We start from the raw sequence: 15028 nt of genomic DNA on the forward strand, positions 1-15028 counted from the left end.
ACGGTGGGGGTGGAGCCGTGGTGCGTTCACCGTCGGGCTGATCATGACGGGTGTGCTCACCGGGATCGTCATCGCGGACCGCGGCGACCAGCGGGTCGCCGAGAGGCTCGCCGAGACCGGAGTCCTCACGACGGCGAGCGGGGCGGAGGTGCACGTGATCGCCGTCGGTCGCGGCAGCACGCTGGACGTGGACGCGGTGCGCGCCCTCGTCGAGCTGCCGCACGGGCCCGCCGAGGTGTACCTCGTCGGGGCGTGGGCCGACGGCGAGGAGATCGGCGAGACGGGGTGGCACCCGGCACCGGCTCCGTACGCGGGGACGTTCGACGTCCTGCGGGACCCGCAGGACGCGGGCACGGTCATGGCGGTCCCGGACGTCGAGCACGCCGCGATCGGTGACGACGTCGAGACCGGCGCGGTCCTCCTCGGCGGCGCGGGTGCGTGGACCGTGGCGTTCGCGTGGCCCGCGTGGCGGTCGTTCCCGGAGTCCACCCGCGCGGCGGTCCGCCGTCGGCTCGGGCGCCTGTGGCGACGGCCCCGCTAGGGTGTCCTCGTGCCCTCCCCGGTCGTCGGTCCGCTGCGCGTCGCCCGCGCCGCGCTCGTGGCGACCCTCGTGCTCGCGCTGACGGCGCTCGCGCACCGCGTCGCCGGAGGTGCGCTCCCGGACCCGCTGGTCCTCGCGGCGCTCGCCGCGTTCACGCTCGCCGGCACGACGGCGGCCGCCCGCCTGCGCTTCACGCCCGCCCGGCTCGTCGTGCTCCTCGGGGGCGCGCAGCTCGCGCTCCACCAGGCGCTCACCGTCCTGACCCCCGGGGCGTGCCACGCCGTCGGCGGGGGAGCCGGGCACGCTGCGCACCTCGCGGCGTCGTCGGGCGCGGTCGTGTGCGCGGTGCCGTCGGCCGACGGCGCGGCGTCCCCGCTGCACCCGGAGCACCTCGCGGCGTCGGGCGCGTGGATGGTCGCCGCCCACGCCGCCGCGACGGTCGTGCTCGCCCTCGTGCTGGCGCACGGCGAGCGCGCGCTCGAGCGGTTCCTCACCTGGGTGACCCCGCGCGCCGCGCTCCCGCTCCCGGCCCGTGCGGCGGTCCTCGGCCGCCGCGGCGTCGTCCCCGCGCGCCCGGTGCGCGTCGTCGACGTGTGGCGGTCGCTCCGGGCGCCGACGCGCGGACCGCCGCGGGCGCACGGTCCGTCGGGAGCACTGCTGCGCCCCCTCGCCGCGTCCTGACGCGGCACCCGACGAGGCCGACCCGGCGACGGCCGGGCCCCCGGGCACCACCGTGCGGCCACCGGCCGCGCCTCGGACGGAAGAACCTCATGACCCTCTCCCTGCGCCGACCGCTGTCGGCCCTGCTCGCCCTCCTCGCCGCCGCGGCCCTGACGCTCGGCCTCACCGCGACCGTCACGACGCTCACGGCCGGCCCGGCGTCCGCGCACGACCGGCTCCTCACCTCCGACCCGGCCGACGGCGCACAGCTCGCGGCCCCGCCCGCGGCGATCACGCTGACGTTCAACACCGAGCCGCTCCCCGTCGAGCCGCAGGTCGTCGTCTCCGACTCGGCCGGCACGGTCGTCACGCAGGGTGCGCCGACGATCGACGGCAGCACCGCGACCTTCGCGCTCGACCCGGCCGTCGCGCTCGGCGGCGACACGTACACCGTCGCGTGGCGCGTCGTCTCGTCCGACGGGCACCCGATCGAGGGCACGTTCGCGTTCGCCGTCGTGGCCCAGCCGGAGGCGCCCGCGACGGACGACCCCGCGACGGACACGGCGACGCCGGAGGAGACCGCGACCGAGGATCCGACGACCGGCACCACGTCCGAGCCCTCCGCGACCACGACCACCGACGCCGCCGAGACCGCGGACGACGGCACCTCGTCGCTGCTGCCGGTGCTCGTGGGGCTCGGCGCGCTCGTCGTCGCCGCGGCGGTCGTCGTCGTGGTCGTGCTGCGCCGTCGGGGCCCCGGCCCGGACGCCGGCACCGACGACGGCGCCCCGCACGACCCGCAGGGCTGACCGTGCCGGCGCACACCGCCCTCTCCCGCGCGGAGAGGGCGGCGCCGGCCCCTGCCGCAGGAGCCCCTTCTCCCGCTAGGGTGCGTCCGTGACGTCGCCCGGAGCAGGGGTGCTCCGCGGCGTGCGGGTGCTGCTGCTCGCCGCCGCGGTCGTCGGGCTGTCCGTCGTCGCGCACGGCCTCGCCGGAGGTACCGACCCCGGGGCGGTCCCGCTCGGGGTCCTCGCGGTCCTCACCGCCGTCGCCGTGCGACCCCTCACCCGGCGCGAGGTCGGGCTGCCGCGGCTGCTCGGCCTGCTCGGCGCGGGCCAGCTCGTGCTCCACGTCGTCTTCGACCGCTGCGCCGCGCTGTCCCCGGCCGACGCCGCCGCGCACGCGCACTCCTCCTCGCCGCTCGCGATGCTCGGCGCGCACGCCGTCGCGACGCTCGCCGTCGCGCTCGTGCTGCGGTACGGCGACGCCGTGCTGTGGCGCCTGTGGACGTGGCTCGCAGGACGCCGGGTGCCCGGCCGCCCGCGGCCCGTCGTCGTCCTCGCGGCCCCTCCCGCCGTCGGCGCGCTGCCGACGGTGCGCGACCTGCTCGTGCGCGGCGCCGCGCCCGGGCGCGGGCCGCCCCTTCCCGCCTGACCTCTCCCGGACGCCCCCGCGGACGCCGTCGCCCGACGGAGTCCGCGGCGTCCCGCTCCCGCGCGCCCGCGCGACCGCTCACCCGCCGCCGGCCGGCTCCGCCGACCCGTGGCGCGGCGCGCCGTCGTGCCCGCCGGAGCAGCGTCCCCTCTCCCCGCACCTCTCCCCGAAAGGCACCACCATGCGAAAGACCCTGCGCGCCGTCGGCGCCGCCGCACTGACCACCGGGCTCGCCGTGACCGGCGCGGCCGCCGCGTCCGCCCACGTCACCGTCACCCCCGACACGACCGAGGCGGGCTCCTACGCCCTCCTGACGTTCGGCGTCCCGCACGGCTGCGGCGACTCCCCGACGACGAAGGTCTCCGTCCAGGTCCCCGAGCAGGTCGTCACCGTGACCCCCACGGTCAACCCCGGCTGGGACGTCGAGAAGGTCATGGAGGACCTCGCCGAGCCCGTGGACGACGGGCACGGCGGCCAGTACACCGAGCGCGTCGCGGAGGTCGTGTACACCGCGAAGGCGCCGCTGCCCGACGGCTACCGCGACGCGTTCGTGCTGTCGCTCAAGCTGCCCGACGCGGCGGGCGAGACGCTCGTCTTCCCCACGGTGCAGGAGTGCGCCGAGGGCGAGAGCGCCTGGGTGCAGGTCCCGGCTGACGGCGAGGACGGCGAGGAGCTCGACCTGCCCGCCCCGCTGTTCGAGCTGACGGCCGCGTCCGGCGGCGACGCGCACGGCACCCAGGACGCCGCGGCGGACGCGGCCGCCGAGCCGGCCGCCGCGGACGGCGAGGCGACGGAGGCCGCCGCGGTCACGTCGAGCGGACCGGCCCCCGCGGTCACGTGGACGGCGCTCGTCCTCGCGGCGGCCGGCCTCGTGCTCGGGCTGCTCGGGTTCGTGCGCTCGCGCCCGCGGGCCTGACCCGTGGGCCGCCCCCTGGCGCTGCGCCGGGCGGTGGCCGTCGTCGTCGGTGCCGCGGCCGCGGTCCTGCTCGCGATCCTCGCGAGCGGCCCGGCCGCGGCCCACGCCGTCCTCGTGGGCACCGACCCGCAGGACGGCACCGTCCTCGACGCGCCGCCCGACGCGCTGACCCTCACCTTCAACGAGCCCGTCCAGGTCGTCCCCGGCGGCACGACCGTCCTCGCGGCCGACGGCACCCCCGTCGACGTGGACGTCGCCGCGGTCGACGACGCGCTCGTCGTCACGCCCGGCACGGTCCTCGGCGACGGCACCTACGTCGTCAGCTGGCGCGTCGTGTCGCTCGACACGCACCCCGTGGCGGGGGCGTTCACGTTCTCCGTCGGCGCGCCGAGCACGACCGCGGTCGAGGCGCGCGTGGCCGAGCCGACGGCGGCGCTCGTCGCCGTCCGGGCGCTCGACCAGGCCGCCGTCTACGCCGGGACGTTCCTCGTCGCGGGGCTCGTCGTCTTCGAGCTCCTCGTGCTGCACGTCTCGCCCGGCGCGGCCCCCGTGCTGCGACGGCGGCTCCAGCGCGTCCGGCGCGGGGCGCTCGGCGTCGCGGCCGTCGGGACCGTGCTCGCGGTCCCGCTCACGCCCGCCTGGCAGGCGGGCGGCGGGCTGGGCGCGCTCGCGGACCCGGCGACGTGGGCCGCGGGCCTCGCCTCCGACACCACCGTCGCGGGCGCGCTCGGGCTCGCGGGGCTCGTCGTCGCGACGCTGCTCGCGCCCCGGGCCGTGCGCGAGACCCGGGCCGCGTGGCCCGCGGGCACGGTGCTCGGCGCCGCCGCGCTCGCGCTGGGGTCGCTCGTGCTCGTGGGGCACACGCGGACCTTCGGGCCGCCGTGGCTCGTCGTCACGGCGGACGCGCTGCACGTCGCGGCGGGGGCGGTGTGGCTCGGCGGCGTCGTCGGGCTCGCGCTCGTGCTCGCGCCGTCCGCCCACGTGGACGCCCGTCGCGCGGGCGTGACCGTGGCGCGGTTCTCCGCGCTCGGCGCGTGGGTCGTCCTCGCGCTCGCGGTCACCGGGACCGTCCTCGGGTGGCGCACCCTCGGCACCCTCGACGCGCTCGTCTCGACGACGTACGGCCGGACGCTGCTCGTCAAGGTCGGCGTCGCGCTCGTGCTCGTCGGCATCGCGGCGTGGAACCGGTACCGGCTCGTCCCCGAGGTCGCCGGCCCCGGAGGTGCCGGTGCGGCGGGCGGCACGACCGCGACGACGGCGCGCCGTCGGCTCGGCCGGACCGTCGCCGTGGAGGCGGCGCTGCTCGTGCTCGTGCTCGCCGCGACGGGCGTGCTCGTCTCGCGCAGCCCGGTCGTCCCGGCGGCGGCGTCCGCGGAGGGCGCCGCGACCTCCGGCGTCGAGGTGGTCGAGGAGCTCGGGGACGGGACGCTCCGCGCGCGCGTCACGCCGGGGCGCGTGGGCGTCAACGCGCTCGAGATCGAGCTGCTCGACGCCGACGGTGCGCCGTTCGAGCCGGTCGCGGTGCCGGAGCTGGCGACGACGCTCGCCGACCCGGCGCTGGGCCCGTTCTCGCGGCCGCTCACGCGCACCGGCCCGGGCGCGTACGAGGCGACGCTCGACCTGCCGATGCCCGGCTCCTGGACGCTCGAGGTGAGCGTGCGGACGTCCAAGTACGAGAACCCGATCGTCCGCATCCCCGTGGAGGTGACCTCATGACCCCCGACCGACGGCCGCCCGGGCCGCACCGCGGCGCGCGCGCCCTCCTCGCCCTGGCCGCCGCCGGGGCGCTCGCCCTGCTCACGGCCGCTCCCGCGGCCGCGCACGTGCTCATCGAGACGGTCGAGCCGCGCGGCGACGGCACGTCGCGGCTCACGTTCACGTTCGACCACGGGTGCGACGGCGAGCCCACCGACGCCCTGCGCGTCACCCTGCCCGCGGGCGTCGAGGCGCTCGGCGCGGGCCAGCCTGCCGGCTGGACCGTCGAGGTGTCGGACGACGCCGTCGCCTGGGCCGGCGAGCCCGTGCCCGACGGCGAGCGCGCGGCCTTCACGCTCGACGTCCGCGTGACGGGCGAGCCCGGGCAGGCGTTCGTCTTCCCGACGGTGCAGGAGTGCCCGTCCGGGGCGTCGTACGCGTGGACGGACACCGACCCGGCGGGCGCCCGCCCGGCACCCACGTTCGTCGCGACGGCGGCGTCGCTCGCCCCCGCGCCCGTCGCGGCGGGCGCTTCCCCGACGCCGACCGGCCCGCTCGTCGGGGCGGTCGTGCTCGGGGCGGGCGTCGTCGGCGTCGCGGGCGGGGCGTGGTCCCGCCGGCGCGTGCGGGGGTGAAGCCCGCAGCCGTCGCGGGTCCCGCGCTCAGGGGCCCGCGACGGTGAAGCCGACACTCACGGTCGGCCCGAACCCGGCGGCGTCCGACGCGGGCTCGACGAACCGGATCCCGAACGTGTGCGGTCCGGGGGCGAGGCTGCGCACCTGGCGCACCGCGGGCTCGTCGTCGAGCTCGTGGAGGTTGCCGGTCGAGCGTCCGTCGACGAACGCCTCGACGACCAGGCCCGCGGTGCCCGCGAAGGTCACGAGGACGGAGAAGCGCGGGTCCTCCCACGGCGCGGTCTCGCGCGCGCCGAGGACCGTCTCGCCCGGGCTCGGCGACAGCACGCGCGGGAGGTCGAACACGTAGGGGCCGAGCGGCGGGGCAGTCGCGGAGACGACGCCGTCGACGTCCTGGACGACGTCGATCACGTGCTCCCCGGTGGCACCGAGCCCGGTCGGGACGAGCGCCCAGCGGCCGTCGGCGGCGACGGTCGTCGTGCCGACGACCGCTCCCGTCGCGTCGAGCGCCCGCACGCGCGCCCCGGGCTCCCCGCTGCCGCGCAGGGCGGGGTAGACGGTGAGCGTCCCGGCCGGGGGTGCCTCGTCGACGACGGGTGCCGGAGGCGCCGGTTCCTCGGGCCCGGGCTCTTCGGGCGCGGGCTCTTCGGGCCCGGGCTCTTCGGGAGCGGGCTCCTCCGGGCCGGGCTGCTCGGGCTCCGGCGGGGTCGGCGCGGCCGGCTCGACCGACGGCGGGACCGGCTCGGGCGCGGCCTCGCCGGCTCCGGGCGCGTCCTGCTCGTCCGGACGGGCGGCGGGCGGGGCGTCGAGGCCCGCGGCGGGCGGCTCGGGGCGGTCGCCCGCCCCGGCGCGGGCGTCCGGCTCGGTCGCGACCGGCACGTCGTCCGCGTCGTTCTCCGCCGGGTCGCCGTCCGGCGGGACGGGGAGCGGCGCGGCGAGACCGGGAGCAGACGACTGCTGCCCGGCCGCGGCGGCGGGCGGCTCGGCGGCGGACCACGGCCGTGCCACGGCCAGCACGCCGACGACGGCCGCCACGACCACCGCGGCGAGCGCGCCGACCAGCACGCCGGGGACCGCGGCTCCCGCCGCGGCGGCTCCGGCCCCGGCGCCGGACGCCGTCCCGGCAGCCCCGCCCGCGGTCGTGCCGGTCGTCGGGCTCGCGGTCGTGCCGAGAGCCGGGCCCGTCGTCGTGCCGGGTGCGGCCGTCGTCGCGGCGAGCGAGGACGTCACGGCGTCGACCGCGGCCGGGACACCGAGGACGAGCGGCAGGAGGACGATGCGCAGGCGCGAGGCGACGTCGTCGACCTCCTCCGCGAGGATCGAGCACGACAGGCACCCGGTGAGGTGCTCCTCGACGCGGTCCTGCGCGGCGCGCGACAGCGACCCGCGCGCGCGGTCGCCCAGGCGCTCGACCGTCCAGCGGCACTCGGGGGCCACCGCGTCGCTGCTCACGTGGGCCTGGAGCCACTCGCGGCGCAGGCCCTCGCGGGCGCGGTAGGAGAGCGCGGCGGTCGCGCCCGCCGAGAGCCCGAGCAGCGGTGCCGCCTCGCGCGGCTCCATCCCCTCGACCTCGGTGTACCAGAGCACGGCCTGCCACCGCTCCGGCAGGCGGCGGAACGCGCGGACGGTCACCGAGCGCTCGAGGACCTCGGTCGACAGGTCGCGCGGGTCGACGACCTCCGGCACGTCCTCGACGGGCAGCGGGTCCGGCGTCCGGGCCCAGCCCGCCGCGACGCTGCGCAGCGTCGTGTAGAGGTAGGGCCGGAACGGGCCGGTCGGCCCGTGGCCGGACTGCAGCGCGCCGAGCACGCGCAGGTACGCCTCCTGGACGAGGTCGTCCGGGTCGTACGTCGCCGTGAGGCGGCGGGCCGCCGCGCGTCCGGCGTCCGCGTGCCGCTCCCAGAGCACGGCGAACGCCTCCGCGCGGCCCGCGCGCACCGCGTCGGCGAGCTGCTCGTCGCCGAGCTCCGTCAGGTCCTGCGCGTGCACGCCCGCTCCCGTCCCGGCCGCCTCCGTCCGGCGGCCCTCAGGGAGGAGGACGCTCGAGGGCCGCGATCATGACGCGGGTCGGGGTGTGACGTGCGCGCGCGGTCGAGCAGCCCGCGTCGTACTGTGATCCACATCACTGGCAACGCGCGTCACGAACGGGCGCCCCGGTGCTCTTGCACTGGTGGGGGACGTCGCCACGACGGGTCACGTGGCGACACACCTGGACCGGTGGCGGTCCGCGACGAGAGCTTCGCTGGGGGGAGCTCTCGCGGCGGATCGCCACCGGTTCTCCCGTCTCCGGGAGGTTCCGTCCTGCCGGCACGTGCCCTCGCGTCCCGGTGGCAGCGCCCCCGATCTCAGACGGCGTCCGTGCGCGCGCCGAGCCAGGGCGCGAGGACGTCGGTGCGCCCCAGCCAGCGCAGCCCGCCGTCGGCCAGCTCGTCCGGCGTCGCGAGCACGTCGCGGAACGCGTCGAGGACCCGCTCGCGCACGCCGTCGCCGGTCTCGCCGTCCGGTGGCGTCGCGCCGACCACCACCACGCGCGTGTGCGGCTCGACGGGCCGCCCCTCGGCCGTGGTCGCGTCGTCCCACGTGCCGAGCGTGCCGATGCAGAGCTGGCCGCCCGCGCCGTCCCACGCGCACAGCGAGTCGGGGCGGTTCGCGACGTGGAACACCCCGCGCGACCGGACCCGCCCCGTACCCAGGTCCTCGATGCGGCGCAGCAGCCGCTCGGGGTCGAAGGGGCGGGCCGAGCACAGCTCGACCGTCCAGCTCCGGTCGCCCGCGGGGCGCGCGTGCCGGGGGAGCGGGCCCCGCGCGCCGAGCGGGTGCGCCCGGCGCTCGCCGGCCACCGGGTCGTGCGGGCGCCCCGCGAGGTCGGCGGCGGCGAGCGCGTGGAGCCCGTCGACCCGGCGCGTCCCGACGCCGCGCAGCCGGTCGACGAGCCCCGCCCCGGTCGCGGCGGCGACGGGGTCCCCGGTCGTCACGACGAGGTCGGCGTGCTCGAGCTGCGCGGCGAGCACCTCCCCGACGGCCCGCTGGTCGTCGTCCGTGAGCCCGACGCCGCGCTCGGCGACGAGGTCGTCGTCGAGCAGGTCGTGCTCGAGCGTGTCCACGTCGGCGACGGCGAGCACGGTCGCGAGGCGCAGCCGCTCGAGCTCGCCGCCGGGGGCGGTCTGCGCGGCGAGCGCGCGCACGACGGGCAGCGACTCGGCGGCCACGGGCAGCGCGAGCACGACGTGGTCCCAGCGCCCGTCCTCCGCGAGCCGCCGCAGCGTCGGGACGGCGTCCTCCCGGACCGCGCACGACAGGCACGCGTGCTCGAGCGGCACGACCTCGTCCTCGACGACGCCGCTCGCGTCGACGGCGACCCGGCGCAGCGCGCCCTCGGCGGCCCGGATGTCGTGGCGGAGCGCGACGACGCGCGGTGCCCCGACGACGAGCCCGAACACCGCGCTGTCGCGCAGCACGGGGTCGATGGTCGCGAGGACGCTGAGGGCGACGCGGGTGTCGTCGGGCGCCGGGTGCGGCGAGGGGTGCGACGAGAAGGGCATGAAGCGCTCCGATCCGTGGTCTGGGGCGTCCCGGGAGGCTCTGCGGCCGGCTCGGGAACAACCTGCTCCTGAGAACTGTTCTCGACAGCGGGTCAGCATAGCGTCTTGACGGGAATGATTCTCACTATCTAGTGTCGTCCCCGTCGCCCCGACCGACCCCGAGAGGAACCGCCATGTCCGCCGTCTGCCAGGTGCTCGGCACCGCTCCCGGGTTCGGCCACGCGATCTCGCACTCCCACGTGCGGACCAAGCGTCGCTTCGACCCGAACATCCAGAAGAAGCGCTACTGGGTGCCGTCGCTGGGTCGTCACGTGACCCTGCGCGTCAGCGCCCGGGGCATCAAGACCATCGACCGCCAGGGGATCGACGCCGTCGTGGCGCGGATCCTCGCCCGAGGGGAGAAGCTCTGATGGCTACCCGCACCGACCTCCGTCCCGTGATCAAGCTCCGGTCCACCGCGGGCACCGGGTTCACCTACGTGACCCGCAAGAACCGCCGCAACGACCCCGACCGGATGGTCCTGCGCAAGTTCGACCCCGTCGTCCGCCGCCACGTCGACTTCCGCGAGGAGCGCTGATGGCGAAGCGGTCGAAGATCGCGCGCAACGAGCAGCGGGCGGCCGTCGTCGCCCGCTACGCCGAGCGTCGCGCCGAGCTGAAGCGCGTCGTCGCGTCGCCGTCGTCCTCGCCCGAGGAGAAGGCGGACGCGGTGCGCGACCTCCAGCGCCAGCCCCGCGACGCGAGCGCCACGCGCACGCGGAACCGCGACGTCGTCGACGGCCGCCCGCGCGGCTACCTGAGGAAGTTCGGACTCTCGCGCGTCCGCCTGCGCCAGCAGGCGCACCGCGGCGAGCTGCCCGGAGTCACGAAGTCGAGCTGGTGACCGCCGCCCCGAGCGGCGGCCGGCCCTGGCTCAGCAAGGAGACCACCATGAAGAAGGACATCCACCCCGTCTACGGGCCCGTCGTCTACCGCGACAAGTCCGCCGACTTCTCGTTCCTGACCCGCTCGACCCTCGCGGGCGACCACCCGCAGGGCCCGGGCGTCCCGCGCGAGACCGTGACCTGGACGGACGGGAACACCTACCCCGTCGTCGACGTCGAGATCTCGAGCGCGAGCCACCCGTTCTACACGGGCACGCAGCGCGTCGTGGACACGGCCGGGCGCGTCGAGAAGTTCCGCCAGCGCTACGGCGCCCGCGGCGGCGCGCAGGGCGGGAGCGCCCGATGAAGGTCCGCGCCTCGCTCCGCTCGCTCAAGGACAAGCCCGGGGCGAAGGTCGTGCGCCGGCACGGCAAGACCTTCGTCCTCAACAAGGCCAACCCGCGCTGGAAGGCCCGTCAGGGCTGACCCGCGCACCACCACCACCGGAGAGGAGCGGCCGCCCGGGTGTCCGGGCGGCCGACCACGCATGCACCACACCGCACCCGACCCGACCGACGCCGCTGCCGATCCCGCCCGGGTGACGGCCCCTCCCGGCGCCCGTGCCCGACGCCGCCCGCTCGCCCTCGCGCTCGGCCTCGCCCTCCCGCTCACGCTCGTCGCGGCGTGCGCGCAGGGCGCGGGCGCCGAGGGCGAGCAGGGCGACGCGGCCGAGCCCGCGCCGTCGGCCACGTCCGACGTGAGCGAGGCCGCGGCGCTCACCCCCCGCCTCGCGATCACCTACGACGGCGGCGTCCAGGTCCTCGACGCGACGACGCTCGAGGTCGTCGACGACCTCGAGCTCGACGGCTTCAACCGCCTCAACCCCGCGGGCGACGGGCGGCACCTGCTCGTCTCGACGTCCGGCGGGTTCCAGGTGCTCGACGCCGGCACCTGGGCCGAGCCGCACGGCGACCACGCCCACTACTACACGGCCGACCCGGTCCTCACGGACGTGACGTACGCGGCCGAGAAGCCGGGCCACGTCGTCGTGCACGACGGCCGCACCGCGCTGTTCGACGACGGCACGGGCGACATCACCGTGCTCGACTCGGCCACGGTGGCCGACCCGCACGGCATCGACGACGCGCGCACCCTGACCACCCCCGCGGCGCACCACGGCGTCGCGGTCGAGCTGTCCGACGGCTCGCTCGTCGTCTCCGAGGGCACCGAGGACGCGCGCACCGGCGTCCGGATCCTCGACGCCGCGGGCGACGAGGTCGCGGCGAACGACCAGTGCCCCGGCGTCCACGGGGAGGCCGTCGCCGCGGGCGAGGCCGTCGTCATCGGCTGCGAGGACGGCGTGCTCGTCGTCGCGGGCGGCGCGATCACCAAGGTCGCCGCCCCGGACGCCTACGGGCGCATCGGCAACCAGGCGGGCAGCGAGGCGTCGCCCGTCGTGCTCGGCGACTACAAGTCCGACCCCGACGCGGACCTCGAGCGGCCCACGCGAGTCTCCCTCGTGGACACGCGCGACGCGAGCCTGCGCCTCGTCGACCTCCCCGCGAGCTACACGTTCCGCTCGCTCGGGCGGGGCGACGCGGGCGAGGCGCTCGTGCTCGGCACCGACGGGTCGCTGCACGTCATCGACCCGGAGTCGGGCACGGTCGTCCGGTCCGTCCCCGTCGTCGATGCGTGGGAGGAGCCCGAGGAGTGGCAGGAGCCGCGGCCGGCGCTGTTCGTCCAGGACGGCATCGCCTACGTCACGGACCCGGCCGGTCGCGCGATCCACGCGGTCGACTACGTGGGCGGCGAGGTGTGGAAGAGCGCGGAGCTCGACGTCGTCCCGAACGAGCTCAACGGGGTCACCGGCAAGCCGGCCACCACGGGGGGCCACGAGGCCGACGAGCACGCCCACGAGGACGGCGAGCACGGTCACGACGAGCCCGCGCACGACGAGCACGAGGGCCACGACCACGAGCACGAGGACGGCTGAGCGAGGACACGCGACGACGAGAGCCGCGAGAAGTCGCGCGAAACTCCGCGTGTTCCCTAGTGTTGTCCCCGGTGCACGGCCCCGCGGCTGGCACACTGAGACCGTGACGACGGGTGGTGACCACCGCGCGTCGTGAACCGAAGAAGGGATTCGCATGTCGCTCAACAAGTCCGAGCTCGTCTCGGCCATCGCCAGCAAGGCCGACCTGTCGAAGGCGGACGCCGAGAAGGCTCTCAACGCCTTCCAGGAGGTGCTCATCGAGTCGCTGGGCAAGGGCGAGGCCGTCAAGGTCACGGGCCTCCTGTCCGTCGAGCGCGTCGAGCGTGCCGCCCGCACGGGCCGCAACCCCCGTACGGGCGAGGAGATCTCGATCCCGGCCGGTTACGGCGTGAAGATCAGCGCCGGCAGCCTGCTCAAGAAGGCCGTCGCCAAGTGACGTCCCGCTGACCGGCCGTCGCCGGCCCGGTCAGCAGCACGAAGGCCCGGACCCCCGTGAGGGGATCCGGGCCTTCGTGCGTCGCACCCCCTGTGCCGAGCACGGGGTTGACGTCGTCATCGGCGTGATGGCGCCACCGACGACGTGCTCGACCGCGAGGAGGCTCGTGATCGGCGACCTGCGTGTTTTCAGGCGTGCACGACGTTCGCGAGGATGCCGTGCTGCGTGAGGCGCGTGCCGATCGCCTGGTCGACCTCGCCGAACGCCTTGTTCGAGCGCGCGACGCCGACGGCGCCGGCCATCGCGCCGTGCCCGGTCGGGCGGTCGATGCGCGCGACGAGCTGGTCGCCGTGGACCATGAAGTCGACCGTGAAGACGAGGTGCTGGGCCTTGCCGGCGAACGCGCCGAGCCAGAACGTCTTCTGCTTGCTGCCGCGCTCGGCGGCCCACTGGCCCGTGGGGCGCGTGGTCACCGTGAAGCCCTGCTCCTGGAGCGCGGCGTGCAGGTGCTGCTTGGCGACCTCCGGGTCACCGGAGAGGAAGTAGTCGACCGTGGCCATAAGGGCTCCTCGTGCGTCGTGGTGGCGGGTGCGGCGGTCGCGCCGGGTCGTGGCAGGGCGCGCGGCCCCGGGGATGCTACCGCCGGGCCGGACCGACGGCCCGACCTGTCTTGAGAATCGTTCTCACGTACCGGTAGGCTGGGCGCTCGCCCACCGGAAGGACCCCTCATGGCCGTGCCCAAGCGCAAGCTCTCCCGCTCGAACACCCGCGCCCGTCGCTCGCAGTGGAAGGCGCAGGTGCCCGAGCTCGTGACCGTCGTCGTCGACGGCCGCGAGGTCACCCTCCCGCGCCGCCTCGTCGCGGGCGTGCGCCGCGGCCACGTGACGCTCCCCGAGTGAGCCGGAGGGGGCCCCGGACGGCCCGGGCCGCGCGATCGGTGCCCGACGGCGCGTGCCGCCGGGCGTCGTCGGGCCGCCGTGGCAGCATCCTCGCGTGAGCGCACCGACCCCTCCCGAGACGCCCGGGCGCGGCGAGCGCCGCACGCGGTCCCGGCGGGTGCCCGACGTCCTGACGCGCGGCACCGCACGCACCCCGGCGCACGCCCACGCCCACGCGCACGGCCCGGCGGCGCCCGCGACCCGGCGCGTGCGGGTCACGCTCGCCGCGCTCCTGGTGCCCGCGCTGCTCGTCACGCTCGCCGGGCTCGTCGCGCTGTGGCCCGCCGCGGCGGACGTGCCCGCACGCATCCCCGTCGCCGCGGAGGGCAGCACGGTCCTGCGCGCGACCGTCACCGGGCCGGTCGACGAGGCGACGAGCGAGGTGCCCGCCCGGCTCGACGCGGGCTCCCGCGCGGGCGGCGAGGACGTGGGCGGCGACGCGATCACCGTCAACGCGCCGCCCGAGTACCTCGCCTACGGGTTCGAGGAGGGCGACCGCCTGCGCGTCCTGTACATCGCCGAGGCCGCGGGTGCGGGCGGCACGCCCTACGTCTTCATGGACTTCGAGCGTGGGCTGCCCATCGGCGTCCTCGCGGTCGCGTACGCCGTCGTGGTGCTCGCCGTCGCGCGGTGGCGCGGCCTCGCGGCGCTCGCGGGGCTCGCGGGGGCGTTCGTCGTCATCACGTCGTTCACGCTGCCCGCGCTCCTCACCGGGCAGAACGCGCTGGGCGTCGCGCTCGTGACGTCGTCGCTCGTCATGTTCGTCGTGCTGTACGTCGCGCACGGGTTCACCGCGCGGACGTCGACGGCGCTGCTCGGCACCCTCGTCGGCCTGGTGCTCACGGCCGTGCTGGGCTGGTGGGGATCCGGGGCGGCCAACATCACGGGCCTCACGTCGGAGGAGTCCCTGTGGATCCCGCAGTACGCGCCCGAGCTCTCGATCCGCGGGGTCGTGCTGTGCGGGATCGTGCTCGCCGGCATGGGCGTGCTCAACGACGTGACGATCACGCAGGCGTCCGCGGTGTGGGAGCTGCGCGCCGTCGCGCCGCTCGCGACCCGGCGCGAGCTGTACGCGCGCGCGATGCGCATCGGGCGCGACCACATCGCCTCGACCGTCTACACGATCGCGTTCGCGTACGTCGGCGCCGCGCTGCCGCTCCTCATGGCGGTCTACCTCTCCGACCAGAACCTCGCGACCAGCCTCACCTCGGGCGAGATCGCGGAGGAGGTCGTGCGCACCCTCGTCGGCTCGATCGGGCTCGTCCTCGCGATCCCCATCACCACGGGCATCGCGGCGCTCACCGTGCCCGGCGCCGGCTCGGCGCGGTCGGTCCCCGTGGGTAGGGTCGAGGTCCCCGCGACCTGACGGCGGGGCG

The 15028-nt window shown here is 77.0% G+C and carries 19 protein-coding genes; 16 read left to right on the forward strand and 3 right to left on the reverse strand.

The window, feature by feature from the left end; translation table 11 throughout:
• The first annotated feature begins 43 nt into the window (after window positions 1-43).
• The 7 genes from RSE42_RS01220 (at window position 44) to RSE42_RS01250 (ending at window position 5881) form a co-directional block, all read left to right on the forward strand.
• Window positions 44-541, forward strand: coding sequence for a hypothetical protein (locus RSE42_RS01220; RefSeq protein WP_415297672.1), 498 nt, complete (start codon window positions 44-46; stop codon window positions 539-541).
• 9 nt (window positions 542-550) lie between these two features.
• Complete coding sequence (locus RSE42_RS01225) at window positions 551-1222, forward strand: hypothetical protein (RefSeq protein WP_085386811.1); 672 nt, start codon at window positions 551-553, stop codon at window positions 1220-1222.
• 89 nt (window positions 1223-1311) lie between these two features.
• A complete protein-coding gene (locus RSE42_RS01230; RefSeq protein WP_415297673.1) occupies window positions 1312-2010 on the forward strand; it encodes a copper resistance CopC family protein in 699 nt (232 codons plus the stop codon).
• Between the two features lie 88 nt (window positions 2011-2098).
• Window positions 2099-2635, forward strand: a complete 537-nt coding sequence (locus RSE42_RS01235) for a hypothetical protein (protein ID WP_137279932.1) — start codon at window positions 2099-2101, stop codon at window positions 2633-2635.
• 181 nt (window positions 2636-2816) lie between these two features.
• The gene (locus tag RSE42_RS01240) at window positions 2817-3551 is read left to right on the forward strand and encodes a YcnI family protein (protein WP_171467251.1); all 735 of its coding nucleotides are present in this window, start codon (window positions 2817-2819) and stop codon (window positions 3549-3551) included.
• A 3-nt stretch (window positions 3552-3554) separates the two neighbouring features.
• On the forward strand, window positions 3555-5267 hold the full coding sequence (locus RSE42_RS01245) for a copper resistance protein CopC (protein ID WP_415297674.1): 1713 nt from the start codon (window positions 3555-3557) through the stop codon (window positions 5265-5267).
• Complete coding sequence (locus RSE42_RS01250) at window positions 5264-5881, forward strand: DUF1775 domain-containing protein (protein WP_415297675.1); 618 nt, start codon at window positions 5264-5266, stop codon at window positions 5879-5881. The genes RSE42_RS01245 and RSE42_RS01250 overlap by 4 nt, the downstream gene beginning before the upstream one ends.
• Window positions 5882-5908: 27 nt before the next feature.
• Here the strand turns inward: RSE42_RS01250 and RSE42_RS01255 are convergent, their stop codons facing one another.
• A complete protein-coding gene (locus tag RSE42_RS01255) occupies window positions 5909-7870 on the reverse strand; it encodes a sigma-70 family RNA polymerase sigma factor (RefSeq protein ID WP_415297676.1) in 1962 nt (653 codons plus the stop codon).
• Between the two features lie 356 nt (window positions 7871-8226).
• Window positions 8227-9423, reverse strand: a complete 1197-nt coding sequence (locus RSE42_RS01260; protein WP_415297677.1) for a CobW family GTP-binding protein — start codon at window positions 9421-9423, stop codon at window positions 8227-8229.
• 173 nt (window positions 9424-9596) lie between these two features.
• Between RSE42_RS01260 and rpmB the strand changes: the two genes are divergently transcribed.
• From rpmB to RSE42_RS01295, 7 genes are all read left to right on the forward strand, one after another.
• A complete protein-coding gene (gene rpmB, locus RSE42_RS01265; RefSeq protein ID WP_021483267.1) occupies window positions 9597-9833 on the forward strand; it encodes a 50S ribosomal protein L28 in 237 nt (78 codons plus the stop codon).
• Complete coding sequence (gene rpmG / locus RSE42_RS01270; RefSeq protein WP_021483268.1) at window positions 9833-10000, forward strand: 50S ribosomal protein L33; 168 nt, start codon at window positions 9833-9835, stop codon at window positions 9998-10000. The genes rpmB and rpmG overlap by 1 nt, the downstream gene beginning before the upstream one ends.
• Window positions 10000-10305 (forward strand): 30S ribosomal protein S14, encoded by a 306-nt coding sequence (rpsN, locus tag RSE42_RS01275; protein ID WP_114553404.1) that lies wholly within the window; start codon window positions 10000-10002, stop codon window positions 10303-10305. Before rpmG ends, rpsN begins: the two co-directional genes overlap by 1 nt.
• A gap of 47 nt (window positions 10306-10352) precedes the next feature.
• A complete protein-coding gene (locus RSE42_RS01280) occupies window positions 10353-10652 on the forward strand; it encodes a type B 50S ribosomal protein L31 (protein ID WP_194217122.1) in 300 nt (99 codons plus the stop codon).
• Window positions 10649-10771, forward strand: coding sequence for a type B 50S ribosomal protein L36 (gene ykgO / locus RSE42_RS01285; RefSeq protein WP_021483271.1), 123 nt, complete (start codon window positions 10649-10651; stop codon window positions 10769-10771). The genes RSE42_RS01280 and ykgO overlap by 4 nt, the downstream gene beginning before the upstream one ends.
• A gap of 61 nt (window positions 10772-10832) precedes the next feature.
• On the forward strand, window positions 10833-12278 hold the full coding sequence (aztD, locus tag RSE42_RS01290) for a zinc metallochaperone AztD (RefSeq protein WP_415297678.1): 1446 nt from the start codon (window positions 10833-10835) through the stop codon (window positions 12276-12278).
• A 154-nt stretch (window positions 12279-12432) separates the two neighbouring features.
• A complete protein-coding gene (locus RSE42_RS01295) occupies window positions 12433-12714 on the forward strand; it encodes an HU family DNA-binding protein (RefSeq protein ID WP_021482680.1) in 282 nt (93 codons plus the stop codon).
• Window positions 12715-12902: 188 nt separating this feature from the next.
• Here the strand turns inward: RSE42_RS01295 and RSE42_RS01300 are convergent, their stop codons facing one another.
• Entirely contained in the window at window positions 12903-13274 is a 372-nt protein-coding gene (locus RSE42_RS01300; RefSeq protein WP_021482679.1) for a hypothetical protein, read from the reverse strand.
• 168 nt (window positions 13275-13442) lie between these two features.
• Here RSE42_RS01300 and rpmF point away from each other — a divergent pair, with 168 nt between their 5' ends.
• Complete coding sequence (rpmF, locus tag RSE42_RS01305) at window positions 13443-13613, forward strand: 50S ribosomal protein L32 (protein ID WP_009864893.1); 171 nt, start codon at window positions 13443-13445, stop codon at window positions 13611-13613.
• A 94-nt stretch (window positions 13614-13707) separates the two neighbouring features.
• Window positions 13708-15018 (forward strand): YibE/F family protein, encoded by a 1311-nt coding sequence (locus RSE42_RS01310; RefSeq protein ID WP_415297679.1) that lies wholly within the window; start codon window positions 13708-13710, stop codon window positions 15016-15018.
• Window positions 15019-15028: the final 10 nt, after the last annotated feature.

The organism is Cellulosimicrobium sp. SJTW-1, assembly GCF_047716875.1.
Lineage (GTDB): Bacteria > Actinomycetota > Actinomycetes > Actinomycetales > Cellulomonadaceae > Cellulosimicrobium > Cellulosimicrobium funkei.

What these genes read in the sequence shown, in the direction of transcription:
- rpmB (WP_021483267.1), top strand. Translation starts at nt 9,597, where the DNA reads ATGTCCGCCGTCTGCCAGGTGCTCGGCACCGCTCCCGGGTTCGGCCAC.
- RSE42_RS01300 (WP_021482679.1), bottom strand. Translation starts at nt 13,274, where the DNA reads ATGGCCACGGTCGACTACTTCCTCTCCGGTGACCCGGAGGTCGCCAAG.
- ykgO (WP_021483271.1), top strand. Translation starts at nt 10,649, where the DNA reads ATGAAGGTCCGCGCCTCGCTCCGCTCGCTCAAGGACAAGCCCGGGGCG.
- rpmF (WP_009864893.1), top strand. Translation starts at nt 13,443, where the DNA reads ATGGCCGTGCCCAAGCGCAAGCTCTCCCGCTCGAACACCCGCGCCCGT.
- rpsN (WP_114553404.1), top strand. Translation starts at nt 10,000, where the DNA reads ATGGCGAAGCGGTCGAAGATCGCGCGCAACGAGCAGCGGGCGGCCGTC.
- RSE42_RS01295 (WP_021482680.1), top strand. Translation starts at nt 12,433, where the DNA reads ATGTCGCTCAACAAGTCCGAGCTCGTCTCGGCCATCGCCAGCAAGGCC.
- RSE42_RS01260 (WP_415297677.1), bottom strand. Translation starts at nt 9,423, where the DNA reads ATGCCCTTCTCGTCGCACCCCTCGCCGCACCCGGCGCCCGACGACACC.
- RSE42_RS01280 (WP_194217122.1), top strand. Translation starts at nt 10,353, where the DNA reads ATGAAGAAGGACATCCACCCCGTCTACGGGCCCGTCGTCTACCGCGAC.
- aztD (WP_415297678.1), top strand. Translation starts at nt 10,833, where the DNA reads ATGCACCACACCGCACCCGACCCGACCGACGCCGCTGCCGATCCCGCC.
- RSE42_RS01220 (WP_415297672.1), top strand. Translation starts at nt 44, where the DNA reads ATGACGGGTGTGCTCACCGGGATCGTCATCGCGGACCGCGGCGACCAG.
- RSE42_RS01240 (WP_171467251.1), top strand. Translation starts at nt 2,817, where the DNA reads ATGCGAAAGACCCTGCGCGCCGTCGGCGCCGCCGCACTGACCACCGGG.
- rpmG (WP_021483268.1), top strand. Translation starts at nt 9,833, where the DNA reads ATGGCTACCCGCACCGACCTCCGTCCCGTGATCAAGCTCCGGTCCACC.
- RSE42_RS01230 (WP_415297673.1), top strand. Translation starts at nt 1,312, where the DNA reads ATGACCCTCTCCCTGCGCCGACCGCTGTCGGCCCTGCTCGCCCTCCTC.
- RSE42_RS01250 (WP_415297675.1), top strand. Translation starts at nt 5,264, where the DNA reads ATGACCCCCGACCGACGGCCGCCCGGGCCGCACCGCGGCGCGCGCGCC.